At 65.4% G+C, this 14,325-nt stretch carries 14 protein-coding genes; 11 read left to right on the top strand and 3 right to left on the bottom strand.

What is annotated here, in order from left to right; all coding sequences use genetic code 11:
* The first annotated feature begins 34 nt into the window (after positions 1-34).
* Complete coding sequence (locus tag HWQ56_RS19080; RefSeq protein WP_176571491.1) at positions 35-1,051, top strand: alpha-ketoacid dehydrogenase subunit beta; 1,017 nt, start codon at positions 35-37, stop codon at positions 1,049-1,051.
* Positions 1,051-2,166 (top strand): acetoin dehydrogenase dihydrolipoyllysine-residue acetyltransferase subunit, encoded by a 1,116-nt coding sequence (locus HWQ56_RS19075; protein ID WP_176571490.1) that lies wholly within the window; start codon positions 1,051-1,053, stop codon positions 2,164-2,166. The genes HWQ56_RS19080 and HWQ56_RS19075 overlap by 1 nt, the downstream gene beginning before the upstream one ends.
* Before the next feature lie 43 nt (positions 2,167-2,209).
* Here the strand turns inward: HWQ56_RS19075 and HWQ56_RS19070 are convergent, their stop codons facing one another.
* Positions 2,210-3,085 carry an undecaprenyl-diphosphate phosphatase gene (locus tag HWQ56_RS19070; protein ID WP_158157250.1) on the bottom strand — a complete coding sequence of 292 codons (876 nt, stop codon included), beginning with the start codon at positions 3,083-3,085 and terminating at the stop codon, positions 2,210-2,212.
* Between the two features lie 115 nt (positions 3,086-3,200).
* The gene (locus HWQ56_RS19065; RefSeq protein ID WP_176571489.1) at positions 3,201-4,571 is read right to left on the bottom strand and encodes an amino acid permease; all 1,371 of its coding nucleotides are present in this window, start codon (positions 4,569-4,571) and stop codon (positions 3,201-3,203) included.
* A gap of 154 nt (positions 4,572-4,725) precedes the next feature.
* Here HWQ56_RS19065 and HWQ56_RS19060 point away from each other — a divergent pair, with 154 nt between their 5' ends.
* From HWQ56_RS19060 to HWQ56_RS19050, 3 genes are all read left to right on the top strand, one after another.
* On the top strand, positions 4,726-5,184 hold the full coding sequence (locus HWQ56_RS19060) for an Lrp/AsnC family transcriptional regulator (RefSeq protein WP_158157246.1): 459 nt from the start codon (positions 4,726-4,728) through the stop codon (positions 5,182-5,184).
* Between the two features lie 186 nt (positions 5,185-5,370).
* Positions 5,371-5,982 carry a YitT family protein gene (locus tag HWQ56_RS19055; RefSeq protein ID WP_176571488.1) on the top strand — a complete coding sequence of 204 codons (612 nt, stop codon included), beginning with the start codon at positions 5,371-5,373 and terminating at the stop codon, positions 5,980-5,982.
* A 28-nt stretch (positions 5,983-6,010) separates the two neighbouring features.
* On the top strand, positions 6,011-7,204 hold the full coding sequence (locus HWQ56_RS19050; RefSeq protein WP_176571487.1) for an amino acid aminotransferase: 1,194 nt from the start codon (positions 6,011-6,013) through the stop codon (positions 7,202-7,204).
* Between the two features lie 27 nt (positions 7,205-7,231).
* Here HWQ56_RS19050 and HWQ56_RS19045 read toward each other — a convergent pair whose 3' ends face one another.
* Positions 7,232-8,281: a LacI family DNA-binding transcriptional regulator gene (locus tag HWQ56_RS19045; RefSeq protein ID WP_176571486.1), complete on the bottom strand. Its 1,050-nt coding sequence runs from the start codon at positions 8,279-8,281 to the stop codon at positions 7,232-7,234.
* Between the two features lie 183 nt (positions 8,282-8,464).
* Here HWQ56_RS19045 and HWQ56_RS19040 point away from each other — a divergent pair, with 183 nt between their 5' ends.
* The 6 genes from HWQ56_RS19040 to HWQ56_RS19015 all read left to right on the top strand — a co-directional run bounded on the left by HWQ56_RS19040 (position 8,465) and on the right by HWQ56_RS19015 (position 14,085).
* Positions 8,465-9,547, top strand: a complete 1,083-nt coding sequence (locus tag HWQ56_RS19040) for a fatty acid desaturase family protein (RefSeq protein ID WP_176571485.1) — start codon at positions 8,465-8,467, stop codon at positions 9,545-9,547.
* A gap of 35 nt (positions 9,548-9,582) precedes the next feature.
* A complete protein-coding gene (locus HWQ56_RS19035) occupies positions 9,583-9,903 on the top strand; it encodes a MocE family 2Fe-2S type ferredoxin (RefSeq protein ID WP_158157236.1) in 321 nt (106 codons plus the stop codon).
* Positions 9,900-11,141 (top strand): NAD(P)/FAD-dependent oxidoreductase, encoded by a 1,242-nt coding sequence (locus HWQ56_RS19030; protein WP_176571484.1) that lies wholly within the window; start codon positions 9,900-9,902, stop codon positions 11,139-11,141. Before HWQ56_RS19035 ends, HWQ56_RS19030 begins: the two co-directional genes overlap by 4 nt.
* 2 nt (positions 11,142-11,143) lie before the next feature.
* The gene (locus tag HWQ56_RS19025; RefSeq protein ID WP_176571483.1) at positions 11,144-11,986 is read left to right on the top strand and encodes a sugar phosphate isomerase/epimerase family protein; all 843 of its coding nucleotides are present in this window, start codon (positions 11,144-11,146) and stop codon (positions 11,984-11,986) included.
* A 37-nt stretch (positions 11,987-12,023) separates the two neighbouring features.
* Positions 12,024-12,521, top strand: a complete 498-nt coding sequence (locus HWQ56_RS19020) for a DUF5625 family protein (RefSeq protein ID WP_158157230.1) — start codon at positions 12,024-12,026, stop codon at positions 12,519-12,521.
* Positions 12,522-12,729: 208 nt separating this feature from the next.
* Positions 12,730-14,085, top strand: a complete 1,356-nt coding sequence (locus HWQ56_RS19015; RefSeq protein WP_176571482.1) for an MATE family efflux transporter — start codon at positions 12,730-12,732, stop codon at positions 14,083-14,085.
* The last annotated feature ends 240 nt before the right edge of the window (positions 14,086-14,325 follow it).

Genomic DNA, 14,325 nt, shown 5'->3' with positions numbered 1-14,325 from the left:
GCGCCTTTCCCATAACAAGACCGAGACCGACATCATGGCGAGAAAAATCAGTTATCAGCAGGCCATCAACGAAGCCCTGGCCCAGGAAATGCGGCGCGACCCCAGCGTCTTTATCATGGGCGAGGACGTGGCCGGGGGCGCCGGCGCGCCTGGGGCCAATGACGCCTGGGGCGGCGTGCTGGGCGTTACCAAGGGCCTTTACGACCAGTTTCCTGGCCGCGTGCTGGACACACCGCTGTCCGAAATCGGCTACGTCGGCGCCGCCGTCGGTGCCGCCACCTGCGGCGTGCGGCCGGTGTGCGAACTGATGTTCGTCGACTTCGCCGGCTGCTGCCTGGACCAGTTGCTCAACCAGGCCGCCAAGTTTCGCTACATGTTCGGCGGCAAGGCCACCACGCCGCTGGTGATTCGCACCATGGTCGGCGCCGGCCTGCGCGCCGCGGCCCAGCACTCGCAAATGCTCACTTCGCTGTGGACCCACATCCCGGGCCTGAAAGTGGTGTGCCCCTCGTCGCCCTACGAGGCCAAGGGCCTGTTGATCCAGGCCATTCGCGACAACGACCCGGTGATCTTCTGCGAACACAAGTTGCTCTACAGCGTGCAGGGCGAGGTGCCCGAAGAGCTCTACACCATCCCCTTCGGCGAAGCCAACTTTCTGCGCGATGGCAAGGACGTGACCCTGGTGTCCTACGGCCGCACGGTCAATACCGCCCTGGACGCCGCCCGCAGCCTGGCCGGGCGGGGCATCGACTGCGAGGTGATCGACCTGCGCACCACCAGCCCGCTGGATGAGGACAGCATCCTGGAAAGTGCGGAAAAAACCGGGCGCCTGGTGGTCATCGATGAAGCCAACCCGCGCTGCTCGCTGGCTACCGATATCGCAGCACTGGTGGCGCAGAAAGCCTTCGGCGCGCTCAAGGCGCCAATCGAAATGGTCACCGCGCCGCACACCCCGGTGCCGTTCTCCGATGCCCTGGAAGACCTGTACATCCCCGACGCGGCGAAGATCGAAACCGCTGTGCTGAAACTGATCGAGTGGAGCAAGCACTGATGACCCAGATCCATACCCTGACCATGCCCAAGTGGGGCCTGTCCATGACCGAGGGCCGGGTAGACGCCTGGCTCAGGGAAGAGGGCCAAGCCATCAACAAGGGCGATGAAGTCCTGGACGTGGAGACCGACAAGATCTCCAGCAGCGTCGAGGCGCCCTTCACCGGTGTGCTGCGCCGGCAGATCGCCCGCCAGGACGAGACCCTGGCGGTGGGCGCGTTGCTGGGCATCGTCGTGGAGGGCGAGGCCAGCGACGCCGAGATCGACGCGGTCATAGAACAGTTCCAGGCCAGCTTCGTGCCCGGTACGGGCGGCGATGAAGACAGCGGCCCGGCCCCGCGCAAGGTCGAACTCGAGGGGCGGGTGATCCGTTACTTCGAGCGTGGCGAAGGCGGGGTGCCGCTGGTGCTGATCCATGGTTTCGGCGGCGACCTCAACAATTGGCTGTTCAACCATGAGGCCCTTGCTGCCGGCCGCCGGGTGATTGCCCTGGACCTGCCGGGCCACGGCGAATCCGGCAAGCAGCTGCAACGCGGTGACCTGGACGAGTTGAGCCAAGCGGTGCTGGCCTTGCTCGACCATCTGGACGTTCCCGCCGCCCACCTCACCGGGCATTCCATGGGCGGCGCGGTGTCGCTCAACATCGCTCGCCTGGCACCGCAGCGCGTACGCTCCCTGACCCTGATCGCCAGCGCGGGGCTGGGCAGCGAGATCAATGGTGCCTACCTGCAAGGCTTCGTCGAGGCTAACCAGCGCAACGCCCTCAAGCCGCACCTGGTGCAGTTGTTCTCCAACCCCGAACTGGTGAACCGGCAGATGCTCGAGGACATGCTCAAATACAAACGCCTGGAGGGGGTGGAGCACGCCTTGCGCACCCTGGCCAGCACCTTGTTCACCGACGGCCGCCAGCAACACGACTTGCGCGCGGTGGTGCAGGAGGGTGGGCAGCCGGCGCTGGTGATCTGGGGCAGTGACGACGCGATCATTCCCGCGGCTCACGGCGAAGGGCTCAAGGCCCGGGTCGAAGTGCTGGCCGGGCAAGCCCACATGGTGCAGATGGAAGCGGCGGAGCAGGTCAACCGCCTGATAGCGGCGTTCGTCGATTCCGTTCAGTGACGCAATCCCCCCACTATTGGGGGGAATTGCACCGCGGGTTCGGTTACCCCGCCAGCCACCCGCGGCTCACCGCCACGATCAGCAACACCCCCAGCACCGCGCGGTAAAGGATGAATGGCCAGGTAGAGAACCTTTCCAGAAACTTCATCAACCCCCAGATGGCAAAGAACGCCGACACGCTGGCCACCACCAGCCCGAACAGCAAATGCCCCCAGGCCTGGCCACCCATGTCGGCATGCAGCAGCACCCACAATTCCTTCAACCCGGCCAGGGCGATGGCCGGGATACCCAGCAGGAAGGAAAAGCGCGCCGCTTCTTCACGCTTGAAATTCAGAAACAATGCCGCGGTCAAGGTCGAGCCCGAGCGCGACACCCCAGGGATCAGGGCGCCCACCTGGGCCAGCCCGACGATCAGCGCGTCGCGCAGGCGCATCTGCTCCACGGTGCGACGGTGGCGGCAGGTCAATTCGGACGCTGCCAACAGCGCCGCCATCACCAGGCAGGCGCCGCCGATCACCAGCAGGCCGCGCAGCGGCGAATTGCAGGCATTGAGGATCGGCGCCAGCGCCACCCCGGCAATCACGATGGGCACGGTGGCCAGCACAATCGCCACCGCCAGCACGAACCAGCGGTCATTGAAGTCACGCCGCTGGACCGCATTGACGCTGCCGCTGACCACTTGTTGTACGTCGCTCCAGAAGTAACTGAGCACCGCCGCCAGCGCGGCCAACTGCATGGCCGCCGAAAACGCCGAGCCCGGGTCGGGCCAGCCGAGCAGGGCGGGCACGATGCGCATGTGCGCGGTGGAAGAAATGGGCAGCAGTTCGGAAATGCCCTGGATAACCCCCAGAATGCCGATTTGCACATAATCAAGGGAGGCGAAGCCGGTATCCAGGCCGCTCGAGCAGATGGTTGCCAACGTGGTATTCCTGCAAAGTCAGTCTAAAACACAGAGCGTAGCCGGGTTGCCGGGGCCGTGGATGCCTTTGTTCAGGCACCCGGTGAATTTCATCTGGCCTGGCCACCGCTACCGGTCAGGCCGGTACCGGGCTTGCCAGCGGTTGCGCGCGGCGCAGCCGGTAAGCCACCGCCAGCAGCCCCAGCCATACCGGTATCAGGTACACCGACAAGCGCATGCCTGGGGTCAGGAACATCACCAGCAGCACGCCGGCCAGAAACGCCAGGGTCAGGTAATTGGTCAGTGGGTAACCCCAGCTAGGGTAGATGGAGACGCCGCCCTGGCGCTGTTGATGACGCTTGAACTTCAAGTGCGTGATGCTGATCACCACCCAGTTGAGTACGAGCGCCGATACCACCAGGGCCATCAGCAAACCGAAGGCATCGCCCGGCATCAGGTAGTTGAGCACCACGCACACACCGGTGGCCACCGATGACACGCCCAGCGCTACCACCGGCACCCCCCGGCGGTTCACCCGCAGCACCGTCGCCGGGGCATTGCCCTGGCGCGCCAGGCCGAACAGCATGCGGCTGTTGCTGAACACGCAGCTGTTGTAGACCGACAAGGCCGCGGTCAGCACCACGGCGTTGAGCAGCGAGGCAATGATGTTGCTGTCCAGGGCATGGAAGATCAGCACGAAGGGGCTGCCCCCGGTCACGACCTTTTCCCAGGGGTACAGCGACAGCAGCACTGTCAGGGCGCCGATGTAGAACAGCAGGATGCGCCAGATCACCTGGTTGGTGGCCGTGGGAATGCTGCGCTTGGGGTCATCCGCCTCGGCGGCGGTGATGCCGACCAGCTCCAGCCCGCCAAAGGAGAACATGATCACCGCCATGGCCATCGCCAGCCCTCCCAGGCCATGGGGAAAGAACCCGCCGTGGGCCCACAGGTTACTGATGGCGGCCTGCTCACCCCCGGTGCCGGTGGCCAGCAACCACCCCCCGAACAGGATCATGCTGACGATGGCCACCACCTTGATCAGGGAAAACCAGAACTCCACTTCGCCGTAGCATTTGACGTGGGTGAGGTTGACCAGGTTGACCAGCACGAAGAACACCGCCGCCGACGCCCAGGTCGGAATACCGGGCCACCAGTACTGCACATAGAGGCCCACCGCGGTCAGTTCGGCCATGCCGACCAGGACGTACAGCACCCAGTAGTTCCACCCGGACATGAACCCGGCGAAGGGGCCCCAGTAACGATGGGCAAAGTGGCTGAAGCTGCCGCTCACGGGCTCCTCGACCACCATCTCGCCCAACTGGCGCATGATCATGAAGGCCACGATGCCGGCGATGGCATAGCCGAGAATGGCCGAGGGGCCGGCCATGGTGATGGTCTGGGCGATGCCCAGGAACAGCCCGGTGCCGATGGCGCCGCCCAGGGCAATCAACTGGATATGACGGTTCTTCAAGCCCCGGTGCAACGATGAGGCGGGTGACTGGCTCATGGCGATGTCCTGATCAGAAGGGAGGCGGGCATTGGCCGATGCCCTGCGTGACGTCTTGCAGGGCTCGTTTGCAATTCAGGTGCCAGGCAGGGGCGCGACGGCGCCGGTGCTGGTAACCTGCTGGCCCGATTCCCTGTGCCACGGAGCCTTGGCCATGTCTGCCATCGACGATTTCGACCTGAAGATTCTGACCCTGCTGCAGGCTAACGGCCGCCTGACCAACCAGGACCTCAGCGAGCTGGTGGGGCTGTCGGCGTCCCAGTGCTCGCGGCGGCGTATTGCCCTTGAGCAGGCCGGGCTGATCCTGGGCTACCACGCACGCTTGGCGCCCCAGGCCATGAACACCCAGATGGTGGCGATGATGGACGTGCGCCTGGTGGGCCACACACTGGCGCAATCCAGCGCGTTCGAGGCGTTCGTGCAGGGGGAAACCGCGATCATCGACACCTACAAGACCACCGGCGATGCCGACTATTCGCTGAAGGTGGCGGTAGCGGATTTGAATGAATTGAATGCCTTGATGGGGCGCCTCACCAACAACGGCAGCACCAGCCATATCAAGACCGCGGTGGTGCTGCAACGCATCAAGGAAGCGGGGATCGCGGGCAGCTGAAACTGCACCGAAAAGGGGCTGGCAGCGATTTTCTGCACTCGAAATGAGCGGAAAATTTGATTTCAATGCGCGAATCTCGCATTAATTCAATTTTAAATACACATTCCGTTCGTGTTTTGATAGTTTCGCGCTCGATTGCGGCATCGCTTGCCTGCCGCCCGTGACCACCTGATGATCGAGCGAACCATGAACACAGCCATTGCCCCTCCATGCCCCCATAGCCGCGTCGAAGATTGCCTGGCGATGCTGGTGGGCACGGTGATGATCTCCTTCGGCCTGCTGTTGCTGCGCGACGGCGGCATCATGACTGGCGGCATGGCCGGTGTGGCGCTGCTGCTGCATTACGCGTTGGGGTATGCCTTCGGCCTGAGCTACTTCGTGCTCAACCTGCCGTTCTATTACCTGGCGGTGCGCCGCATGGGGTGGGCGTTCACCCTCAAGACGTTCACCTGTATTGCGCTGGTGTCGGTGTTCTCCGATCATCTGCACGGGGTGATCAGCCTGGCGCACATCCAGCCGCTGTATGCAGCGCTGGTGGGCAACATCATTCTGGGCAGCGGTTTCCTCATCCTGTTTCGCCACCGCGCCAGCCTGGGCGGCATCAACATCCTGGCCCTGTACCTGCAGCAGCGTTTTGGCTGGCGTGCCGGCTGGCTGCAGATGGGCGCCGATGTGCTGATACTGGCGGGGTCGCTGACCGCCGTGGCACCCTGGCTGCTGGCCATTTCGGTGGTGGGCGCGGTGGTGCTGAACCTGATCATCGCTTTCAACCACCGCGCGGGTCGTTATTGCGCCTGAAATGTTTACCCACTGTCTGGAGTCCACCATGCTCGAACACGTCCGCCCCTATGCCGGCGACCCCATCCTGTCGCTGATGGAGGCCTACCAGGCCGACCCGCGGCCCGCGAAGGTCAACCTGAGCATCGGCCTGTACTACGACGCCCAGGGGCGTATTCCGCAATTGCCATCGGTGGCCGAGGCTCAGCGCCGGTGGTTGGCGAGCGAGCAGGGCCCGTCGCTGTACTTGCCCATGGACGGCCTGGCCGACTATTGCGCCCAGGTGCAACGGCTGCTGTTCGGCGAGCAGGCAGCCGTGCTGGAGGAACGTCGAGTCGCCACTCTCCAGACCGTGGGAGGCTCGGGAGCCCTGAAAGTCGGTGCCGACTTCCTGCGCCAGTGGTTCCCCGAGTCCCAGGTATGGGTCAGCAACCCGACCTGGGAAAACCACCACGCGCTGTTCGGTGGTGCCGGGTTCACCGTCAACACCTATCCCTATTTCGATGCCGCCACCGGTGGCGTCGATTTTGCCGCGCTGTGTGCGACCCTTGCCACGCTGCCAGCCCACAGCATCGTGCTGATGCACCCGTGCTGCCACAACCCCACGGGCGCCGACCTCAGCACCGCACAGTGGGATGAGGTGGTGAAGGTGTTGGCCGAACGTCAGCTGATTGCGTTTCTGGACACGGCCTACCAGGGCCTGGGCCAGGGCATGGAGCAGGATGCCTACGCCATACGTGCCATGGCGGATGCCGGGTTGACCCTGGTGGTGAGCAATTCGTTCTCGAAGATCTTCTCGCTCTACGGTGAGCGCGTCGGTGGCCTGTCGGTGGTGTGTGGCGACGCGGTAACCGCGGCCAATGTCCAGGGCCAATTGAAGGCCACCGTGCGCCGCAACTATTCGAGCCCGCCCAGCCACGGCGCCCGTCTGGTGGCCGGGGTGCTGGGCGACGCACACCTGCGCGCCCAATGGCTGGCGGAAGTGGAGCAGATGCGCGTGCGCATCCAGGCCATGCGTACGCAACTGGCGTCGCTGCTGCGCGACGAATACCCGGACGGCCGCCACGACTACCTGCTGCATCAGCAGGGCATGTTCAGCTACACCGGGCTGAGCGTGGAGCAGGTGCGCAGCTTGCGTGAAGACGCCGGCATCTACCTGGTCGACAGCGGCCGCCTGTGCCTGGCCGGGCTGAACGAGCACAACGTCGCCGCCGTCGCCAGCGCTATCGCCCAGTTGCGTTGAAGGCGGGCCGAGTCGCGGTTGCAGGCATCAGCACCCCATGTTTTCCCGGGTGATGATCTGCAACGGCACGAATACCCGCTGGCGTGCGGCATCGAAGTCGGGGGCCTGCTGCAAGCCCACCAGCACATCGATCAGGGCCTGGGCAATCGGCTGCGGCTGGGAGTCGATGACCAGGCTGAGCACGCCGTCGGCCATGGCCTGACGCGAAAGGGGCGTCGACTCCTGGACGATGCTGCACAGGCCCCGCTGGCCCGGGCGCTGGCGCAGCGCACTGATCACCCCGTCGCCACCGCCCCCCGCCACGCATAGCCCGCACAGGTCCGGGTAGCGGGCGAGCAGGTCCAGGGTAGCTTCTTCGGTGAGCTGGTCGTTGTCCAGGTTGATCAATGGGTCAAGCAACGTCAGGCCGGGTGCCTCGGCGGCCAGGTAGTCGTACAAGGCCTGCACCCTTACCTGGTGGCAGAGAAACCGGTACCCGCCCAGCAGTACCCCGACGCTGCCCCGACGTGTTCCGCACAGGTTTGCCAACAGCCAGCCCATGGTGCGTCCCACCTGGCGGTTGTCGAGGCCGACGTAGGGGGTGCGGCCCTGTTCGTCCACGTCCGACAGCAACGCCACGATGGGCACCCCGGCGGCGCGCATCTGCTCGATGCAGGCGTTGATGCGCGGGTCACTGAAACTCACGACCGCCAGGGCGTCGCACTGCACGGCCAGCCGTTCGATCTGGCCGATGATGGCGGCCGGGCTGCGGTCGGTCACGTGGTCGAACTGGCAATTGAGGTTCGCCGCGCCGTAGCGCCGGGCGGCGTCTTCGATGGCGCGTTGCAGTTGCCCGTAGAACGCCTGGGCGGTGCCCAGCAACAGCACGCCAAAACGGTAGGCGGGCTTGCGTTCGTGGATGCGCTGGCCAATCAGCCGCGCGGCGAAATAGCCCACCGCTTCGGCGGCGTGAAACACGCGCTCGGCGGTCTCGGCATTGACCGGCGCGCGGGCGTTGAGCACCCGGTCGACGGTGGCCACGCTCAGGCCCGCTTGGGCGGCGACGGTGGCGATGGTGGGGCGTTTGTTTTTGTTCATGGGGGCCCTGGCGTCATGGCTTGATAGAAAACCCTCAAGCGCTCATCCCTTGCGATGATAGCTTGAGAGTGAATGTCTTCAAGGCATTGAGGGCAACCCTGCGCAGACCTAAGGTGAGTCCAGGCGAGCCGGCCGCAGCAAAGGCCGGCACGCCCACCCCTTACGCCTGCGGAGAACAACACCATGTCCGACTACAGTGCAGCGTTCGAACGCCGTGCCCGGCCCGCGCGCCGCGATTACCGCCTGACCGGCGACCAGGCTGCCCGCGCCGTGGAGCAAGGGCTGGCTTCGGCCACCTGGTACCAGTCGCCAGTACCGCGTAAACAAATGAAAGCACTGATGCAACGCCGCGACGGCCCGGCCCTGCGCGACACCGGCCTGTGGTTGCTGGCGCTGCTGGTCACCGGCGGGGCAGGCTGCTGGCTGTGGGGCAGTTGGGCCTGCGTGCCATTCTTCTTCGCCTACGGTGTGCTGTATGGCAGCGCAGCCAACGCCCGCTGGCATGAGTGCGGGCATGGCACCGCGTTCAAGACCCGCTGGTTGAACGACGCGGTTTATCACCTGGCCAGCTTCATGATCATGTTCGAGCCCCAGGTATGGCGCTGGAGCCACGCCCGTCACCATACCGACACCATCATCGTTGGCCGCGACCCGGAGATCGTCGAACCGCGCCCGCCCAGTTTGCCCAAGATGTTCCTCAGCCTGTTCAGCCTGCCCCACGTGCTCAAGACCAGCGCCGCGCTGTGTCGTCATGCCGGCGGCCGGCTGGATGAACAGGAGCAGACATTCATCCCCGAAACCCAGTGGTCCCGGGTGTTCTGGACGGCGCGTCTGTGGTTGCTGATCTACGCCGTCACCCTGGGCGCCGCGCTGGTGCTGCACAGCTGGTTGCCGCTGATGATCATCGGCCTGCCGACGTTGTACGGCGGTTGGCTCAACTATGTGTGGGGCGTGTCCCAGCACGTGGGGTTGGCCGAAGACGTGCTGGACCACCGCTACAACTGCCGCACCATCTACATGAGCGCGCTGCAGCGGTTCCTGTACATGAACATGAACTACCACCTGGAACACCACATGTTCCCCATGGTGCCGTACCACGCCTTGCCCAAGCTGCACGACGCCATCCGCCACGATTGCCCGCCGCCCTACGCCAACCTGTGGCAGGCGTACCGCGAGATCCTGCCCACGGTGTGGCGCCAGCGCAAAGACCCTACCTGCCACGTACGGCGCCCGGTGCCCGAGCGTCACGACTCGGCCGCGGCCTGAACCTGCCCAGCGTTTGCATAACAAGAGAGACCGCCATGAATGACCAATGGATCGATGTGTGCGCCGTGGACGAGATCGATGAAGAAGACGTGATCCGCTTCGACCACCAGCAGCACACGTACGCGGTGTACCGCTCCGCCGACAGCGAATTCTTCGCCACCGACGGGCGCTGCACCCACGAAGCCATCCACCTGGCCGACGGCCTGGTGATGGACCACGTCATCGAGTGCCCCAAGCACAACGGCCGCTTTGACTACCGCACCGGCAAGGCACTGGGGGCGCCGGTGTGCGTGAACCTGAAGACGTACCCGGTGCGCGTCGAGGCTGGGCGGGTGCTGCTGGGGGTGAACCCATGAACCCGGCCACCGCGCCCCTGGTCATCGTGGGCGCCGGGCACGCCGGTGGCCGCGCTGCGCTGACGCTCCGTGAGCAGGGTTATGACGGCCGCCTGCTGCTGATCGGTGACGAGCCTCATGCGCCTTACGAACGGCCCGCGCTGTCCAAGGGCCTGTTGCAGGGCACTGCTGAATTGGCCAGCTTCAGTGTGTGTGGTGCGCAGCAGCTGCGGGCACTGGGTATCGAACACCTCACGGGGCAACCTGTGCGGGCCTTGGATACCGCCGCGCGACGCCTGGCCCTGGCCGACGGTACGCACCTGGCGTACCGGGGCCTGCTGCTGGCCACCGGTGGGCGCGCCCGGCGCTTGCCCGGCGTCGCGCCCCACTGGCCGAACGTGCTGTACCTGCGTACCCACGATGAAGCGCTGGCCCTGCGCGACCACCTGCGCCCCGGGGCGCGGCTGGTGGTGGTGGGGGGCGGTTTCATCGGCCTGGAAGTGGCCGCCAGTGCCCGCGCCCAGGGCTGTGAGGTGACCGTGCTCGAAGCCGGCCCGCGCCTGGCCGGACGGGTGCTGCCGGCCGACCTCGGCGACGCGCTGTTGGCCTTGCATCGCGCACAGGGTGTGGACGTGCGCCTGAATGCGCGTGTCGAAGCTTTTGAGGGGGGCAGCCAGGTCGAGGTCGTCTCCCTGGTGGACGGCAGCCGCCTCCCGTGCGATGGCGTGCTGGTGGGTATCGGCATGCAGCCTGCTATCGACCTGGCCCAGACGGCCGGCCTGGCGGTAGGGCAGGGTATTCGGGTCGACGCCTTTCTGCGCACCAGCGACCGGCAGGTTTACGCCGCCGGTGATGTCTGCGAGTTCAGGCTGCACCCCCAGGGGCCGTTCCAGCGCCAGGAAACCTGGCGCAATGCCGAGGCCCAGGGGCGCCACGCTGCGCTCAATTTGCTGGGTGCCGAATTGCCCTATGAACAGGTGCCAGGGTTTTGGTCCGACCACTACGACACCAGCCTGCAGATGGTCGGCCAAGCAGGTGACAGCCCACCCAGCGCGCGCCGCGAGCTGGGCAACGGTGGCCTGCTGCTGTTCTTTCTCGACGCCGACCAGCGCTTGCAAGGCGCCTGCGGCTGGGGCGCCGGCAACAGCGTGGCCAAGGACATCAAATTGTGCGAACGGTTGATCGGCGCCGGCCTGCCCTTGCCCGTCGATGCGCTGGCCGATGCCAGCGTGTCACTCAAAACCCTGTTGAGGAACTGACCGTGAGCCGTTTTCTGGTGTTTCAATCCCTGTGGGCCATGCTCGACCACCAGGGCCAGCCCACCCAGCCGCTGGAAGCGCAACTGCAGCAGATCGCCGCGGCGGGCTTCGACGGTATCACCGACCATTTCTGGCAGCCCGGCCATGCCCGACGCTTGAGCGACGAGGCGCAGAGCCTGGGGCTGGCGATCGAAGGCCAGGTGTTTCCACGCACGGTGGACGACCTGGCCGCCGCGCTGGACGTGGCCAGCCAGCACGGCTGCCATCACCTCACGATCCAAGCGGACGTGCGGCCGTTCACCCTGGCCGCCGCAGTGCCCGTGATGGAGGGCTGGCAGCGCCTGGCCGAACAGGTGGACTTTCCGGTGCTGGTGGAAACTCACCGCTACCGCGTGACCAACGACCTGCCTTTTACCCTGGAACTGCTGGCGCAATTGCCGGACCTCAAGCTACTCGCCGACCTGTCTCACTACGTGGTGGGGCGCGAGCTGCCCGACACCCCCAACAGCGAAGACGACGAGGCGATTCACCGGATTCTGCGCCGAAGCTGGGGCTTCCACGGGCGGGTGGCCAGCAGCGAGCAGGTGCAGGTGTCCCTGGCGTTCGCCCAGCACCAGGGCTGGGTGCAGCGCTTTCTGGGCTGGTGGCGCCACGGCATGGAAGATTGGCTGGCTCGTGAAGGCAGTGCCAGCGCTAGCCTGTCGTTCACCTGCGAACTGGGGCCGCCGCCGTACGCCATCACCGGCGCCGATGGCCGCGAGCTCGGCGACCGCTGGGCCGAAGCATTATGGCTCAAGGACCAGGCCCGCGAGCTATGGCAGTCGGTGGCGCCGCGGGCAAATTGAGGTACCCTGAAACGGATGACCCACCGCTGGAGCCGTTTTGAGAGATTTCCCGCTGGCCTTGTGTGCCCTGAACCTCGCCCTGGCGGCCCACGGTTCCGAGGCCAACGCCGCCGACGTGGCACCCCTGAGCCTGAAGACTGCAGGCGCGGTGGCAGGCATGACCTTGCACGTTGCCGACAAGGACAGCTACTCAGTGCGCCTGGATTATTTCTACCCGCCCAATGACCCGGTCGCCCGCCAGCAGCTGTGGGCAGGTGCCGGTGGCGTGCGCCCCGACGCCACCGGGCACACGAGCGAGCAGGGCGCACCGTTCAACGTCTTTCTGCGCATTTACGACATCGACGCCGCCGTGGTCATCCAGGACCGACGCATCGACCACCCCACGCTGTCATCCTGGGGCAGCGGCGTGCTGCATGCCGAACTGAGCGAAGTGCGCCTCAGGCCGGGGCGTTACCAGATCATGGTGGAGCGCCGTGGCAGCGCTGCGGGCATCTCCGACTACCGGGCCGCCGTCAGTGTGGTCAGGGCCTATTGATCGGGCGGGCCGACGACCGAGTGCGGTAGGCTCTGTACGAAATGCATCCCAACTCGCCCATGCTGCGTTGAAAACAGGCTCGGTATGCTCATTTACACCACGTAAACTCCGCTTCCTCGCCTGTTTTCGCCTGGCCTGGCCTTCGCTGGAATACATTTCACACAGGCCCTAGAATCCACGCCTGCCATCTGCCCGAGAAGCGCCTTCCATGCATACCGCCGCGCAACGCCCCCTGTGGCAAACCTACCTGGCGTTCCTGGCGCCCATGGTGCTGTCCAATTTCCTGCAATCGATGTCCGGTACGCTCAACAGTATTTTCATCGGCCAGATGCTCGGCACCCAGGCGCTGGCAGCGGTGTCGGGGATGTTTCCGATCGTGTTCTTCTTCATCGCCCTGGTTATCGGCCTGGGGGCGGGCGCCGGCGTGCTGATCGGGCAGGCCTGGGGCGCGCGCGAACCGCACATGGTCAAGCAGATCGCGGCGTCTACCCTGTTGCTGGGCGCGCTGATCGGCCTGGTGGCGGCCGTGTTTGGCAGCGTCTTCGCGCGCCAGGCACTACAGGGCCTGGGCACACCGGCCGACGTGCTCGATGACGCAGTGGCCTACGCCCGGGTCATGATGTGCATCATGCCCATCCTGCTGGTGTTCGTGCTGTTCACCCAACTGCTGCGTGGCGTCAGCGATACCCTCTCGCCCCTGCTGGCGCTGGTGGTGTCCACCGCCGTGGGCCTGTTGCTGACCCCGGCGTTGATCCGTGGCTGGCTGGGCCTGCCGCAACTGGGCACGCAAAGCGCCGCGGTCGCTGCGCTGGCGGGGAACGTCGTGGCCATCGCCTTGCTGGCCTGGCGCCTGAACCGCGCCAAGCACGTGCTGGCCCCCGACCGCGCGTTTTTCAAGGCCCTGCGCCTGGATCGCTGGATCCTCGCCAAGGTGCTGCGCATCGGCCTGCCCACGGGCTTGCAGATGGTGGTCATCTCACTCTCCGAACTGGTGATCCTGTCGCTGGTCAACGGCCACGGTTCCCAGGCCACCGCCGCTTATGGCGCGGTGACCCAGATCGTCAACTACGTGCAATTCCCGGCGCTCTCCATTGCCATCACCGCCTCCATCCTGGGGGCCCAGGCCATCGGTGCCGGGCGCCTGGAGCGCATCGGCCCGATCCTGCGTACCGGCATGGCCATCAACCTCTGGCTCACCGGCGGCCTGATCGTGCTCGGCTACCTGCTCTCCCATTGGCTGCTGGCGTTGTTCATCACCGACCCCGCCACCCGTGCCCAGGCCGAACACCTGTTGCACATCATGCTCTGGAGCATGCTGGTGTTCGGCTTCCAGGCGCTGGTGGGCGGCATCATGCGCGCCAGCGGCACGGTGCTGGTGCCGGTGCTGATCTCGATCTTCTGCATCGTCGGTGTCGAGCTGCCGGCCGCCTGGTTGCTCAATGCCCACTTCGGCCTGCAAGGGGTGTGGATGGCCTTCCCGGTGACCTACCTGAGCATGCTGGTGCTGCAATCGGTCTATTACCGCGGCGTATGGCGCCATCGGCGGATCGAGCGGTTGGTCTGAGCGTGCAGATGCACTTGCCCTGCAGAAACTGTTGTGGTGGAGGGGGTTGAAGTTGTCCCCGGAAATCGTGGGTATCTCTGTGGATAACTTCGGCAAACCCAATGGGGCCAGTATCTTGGCCGCAGTGGCGAAGAAATGATCAATTGCGTGGGCAGGGTGCCAGGAGGCATGTGAGGGGCATTTGGTCAACTGTTTGAAACATATTTTATGCGGCGGCTTCTGACTTCCATATCCCGAGGA

It is taken from the genome of Pseudomonas eucalypticola, from assembly GCF_013374995.1.
GTDB lineage: Bacteria > Pseudomonadota > Gammaproteobacteria > Pseudomonadales > Pseudomonadaceae > Aquipseudomonas > Aquipseudomonas eucalypticola.
Note: the sequence above shows the minus strand (reverse complement) of the source record. Positions and strands in the feature narration are given on the sequence as shown.

Excerpts from the sequence above, each read along its gene's own strand:
- HWQ56_RS19080 (WP_176571491.1), top strand. The coding sequence starts at position 35 with ATGGCGAGAAAAATCAGTTATCAGCAGGCCATCAACGAAGCCCTGGCC.
- HWQ56_RS19075 (WP_176571490.1), top strand. The coding sequence starts at position 1,051 with ATGACCCAGATCCATACCCTGACCATGCCCAAGTGGGGCCTGTCCATG.
- HWQ56_RS19065 (WP_176571489.1), bottom strand. The coding sequence starts at position 4,571 with ATGAGCCAGTCACCCGCCTCATCGTTGCACCGGGGCTTGAAGAACCGT.
- HWQ56_RS19060 (WP_158157246.1), top strand. The coding sequence starts at position 4,726 with ATGTCTGCCATCGACGATTTCGACCTGAAGATTCTGACCCTGCTGCAG.
- HWQ56_RS19055 (WP_176571488.1), top strand. The coding sequence starts at position 5,371 with ATGAACACAGCCATTGCCCCTCCATGCCCCCATAGCCGCGTCGAAGAT.
- HWQ56_RS19050 (WP_176571487.1), top strand. The coding sequence starts at position 6,011 with ATGCTCGAACACGTCCGCCCCTATGCCGGCGACCCCATCCTGTCGCTG.
- HWQ56_RS19045 (WP_176571486.1), bottom strand. The coding sequence starts at position 8,281 with ATGAACAAAAACAAACGCCCCACCATCGCCACCGTCGCCGCCCAAGCG.
- HWQ56_RS19040 (WP_176571485.1), top strand. The coding sequence starts at position 8,465 with ATGTCCGACTACAGTGCAGCGTTCGAACGCCGTGCCCGGCCCGCGCGC.
- HWQ56_RS19035 (WP_158157236.1), top strand. The coding sequence starts at position 9,583 with ATGAATGACCAATGGATCGATGTGTGCGCCGTGGACGAGATCGATGAA.
- HWQ56_RS19030 (WP_176571484.1), top strand. The coding sequence starts at position 9,900 with ATGAACCCGGCCACCGCGCCCCTGGTCATCGTGGGCGCCGGGCACGCC.
- HWQ56_RS19015 (WP_176571482.1), top strand. The coding sequence starts at position 12,730 with ATGCATACCGCCGCGCAACGCCCCCTGTGGCAAACCTACCTGGCGTTC.